1 protein-coding gene is annotated in these 645 nt (G+C 55.3%); it reads left to right on the top strand.

What is annotated here, in order from left to right; translation table 11 throughout:
* On the top strand, positions 1-645 hold a 645-nt coding region (locus tag NKJ06_RS35670), incomplete at both ends, for an aldehyde dehydrogenase family protein (RefSeq protein ID WP_352812629.1).

The following is a 645-nucleotide window of genomic DNA, read 5'->3' on the forward strand; positions in this document are numbered from 1 at the left end:
CAGAGGAAACGCCTTCGGCAGCAATTGAACTCGCACGGGCCCTTCAGGAAGCCGGCTTGCCGAATGGATATCTGAATCTGGTCTTTGGCAATCCCGCTGAGATTTCAAGACAATTGATCGCATCGCCGGTGGTTCGAAAAATCTCGCTCACTGGCTCGATCCCTGTTGGTAAATCTCTTGCGCGTCTGGCGGCGGAGGGAATGAAATCCGCAAGCATGGAATTGGGCGGGCACTCAGCCGCACTTGTCTTCGCAGATGCAGATATAGATGCTGCGGCAAGTGAACTTGCTGCAGCTAAATTTGCGAACGCCGGCCAAGTCTGCACCGCTCCCAGTCGACTTTTCATCGAAATGCCAGCTTATGACAGGTTCGTAGACGCCTTCTTGTCCAAAGTTAAGAGCTTAAGGATAGGAAACGGGCTGGATCCCGATACAGATGTCGGTCCGCTCGCGCATTCGCGTAGAATTGATGCCACAGTCGGGGTGGTCGAAGACGCAATAGCTGGGGGAGCTCAGGTCATCACTGGTGGCAATAGGGTCCAGGGGCCGGGTTATTTCTTCGAACCTACAGTACTGTGCGAAGCGACCCCCGACAGCCTTGTCATGCGCAACGAATATTTCGCGCCGCTCGCGCCGCTCAGCGGGT

The organism is Mesorhizobium sp. M0293, from assembly GCF_040321735.1.
In the GTDB taxonomy this organism is placed as follows: domain Bacteria; phylum Pseudomonadota; class Alphaproteobacteria; order Rhizobiales; family Rhizobiaceae; genus Mesorhizobium.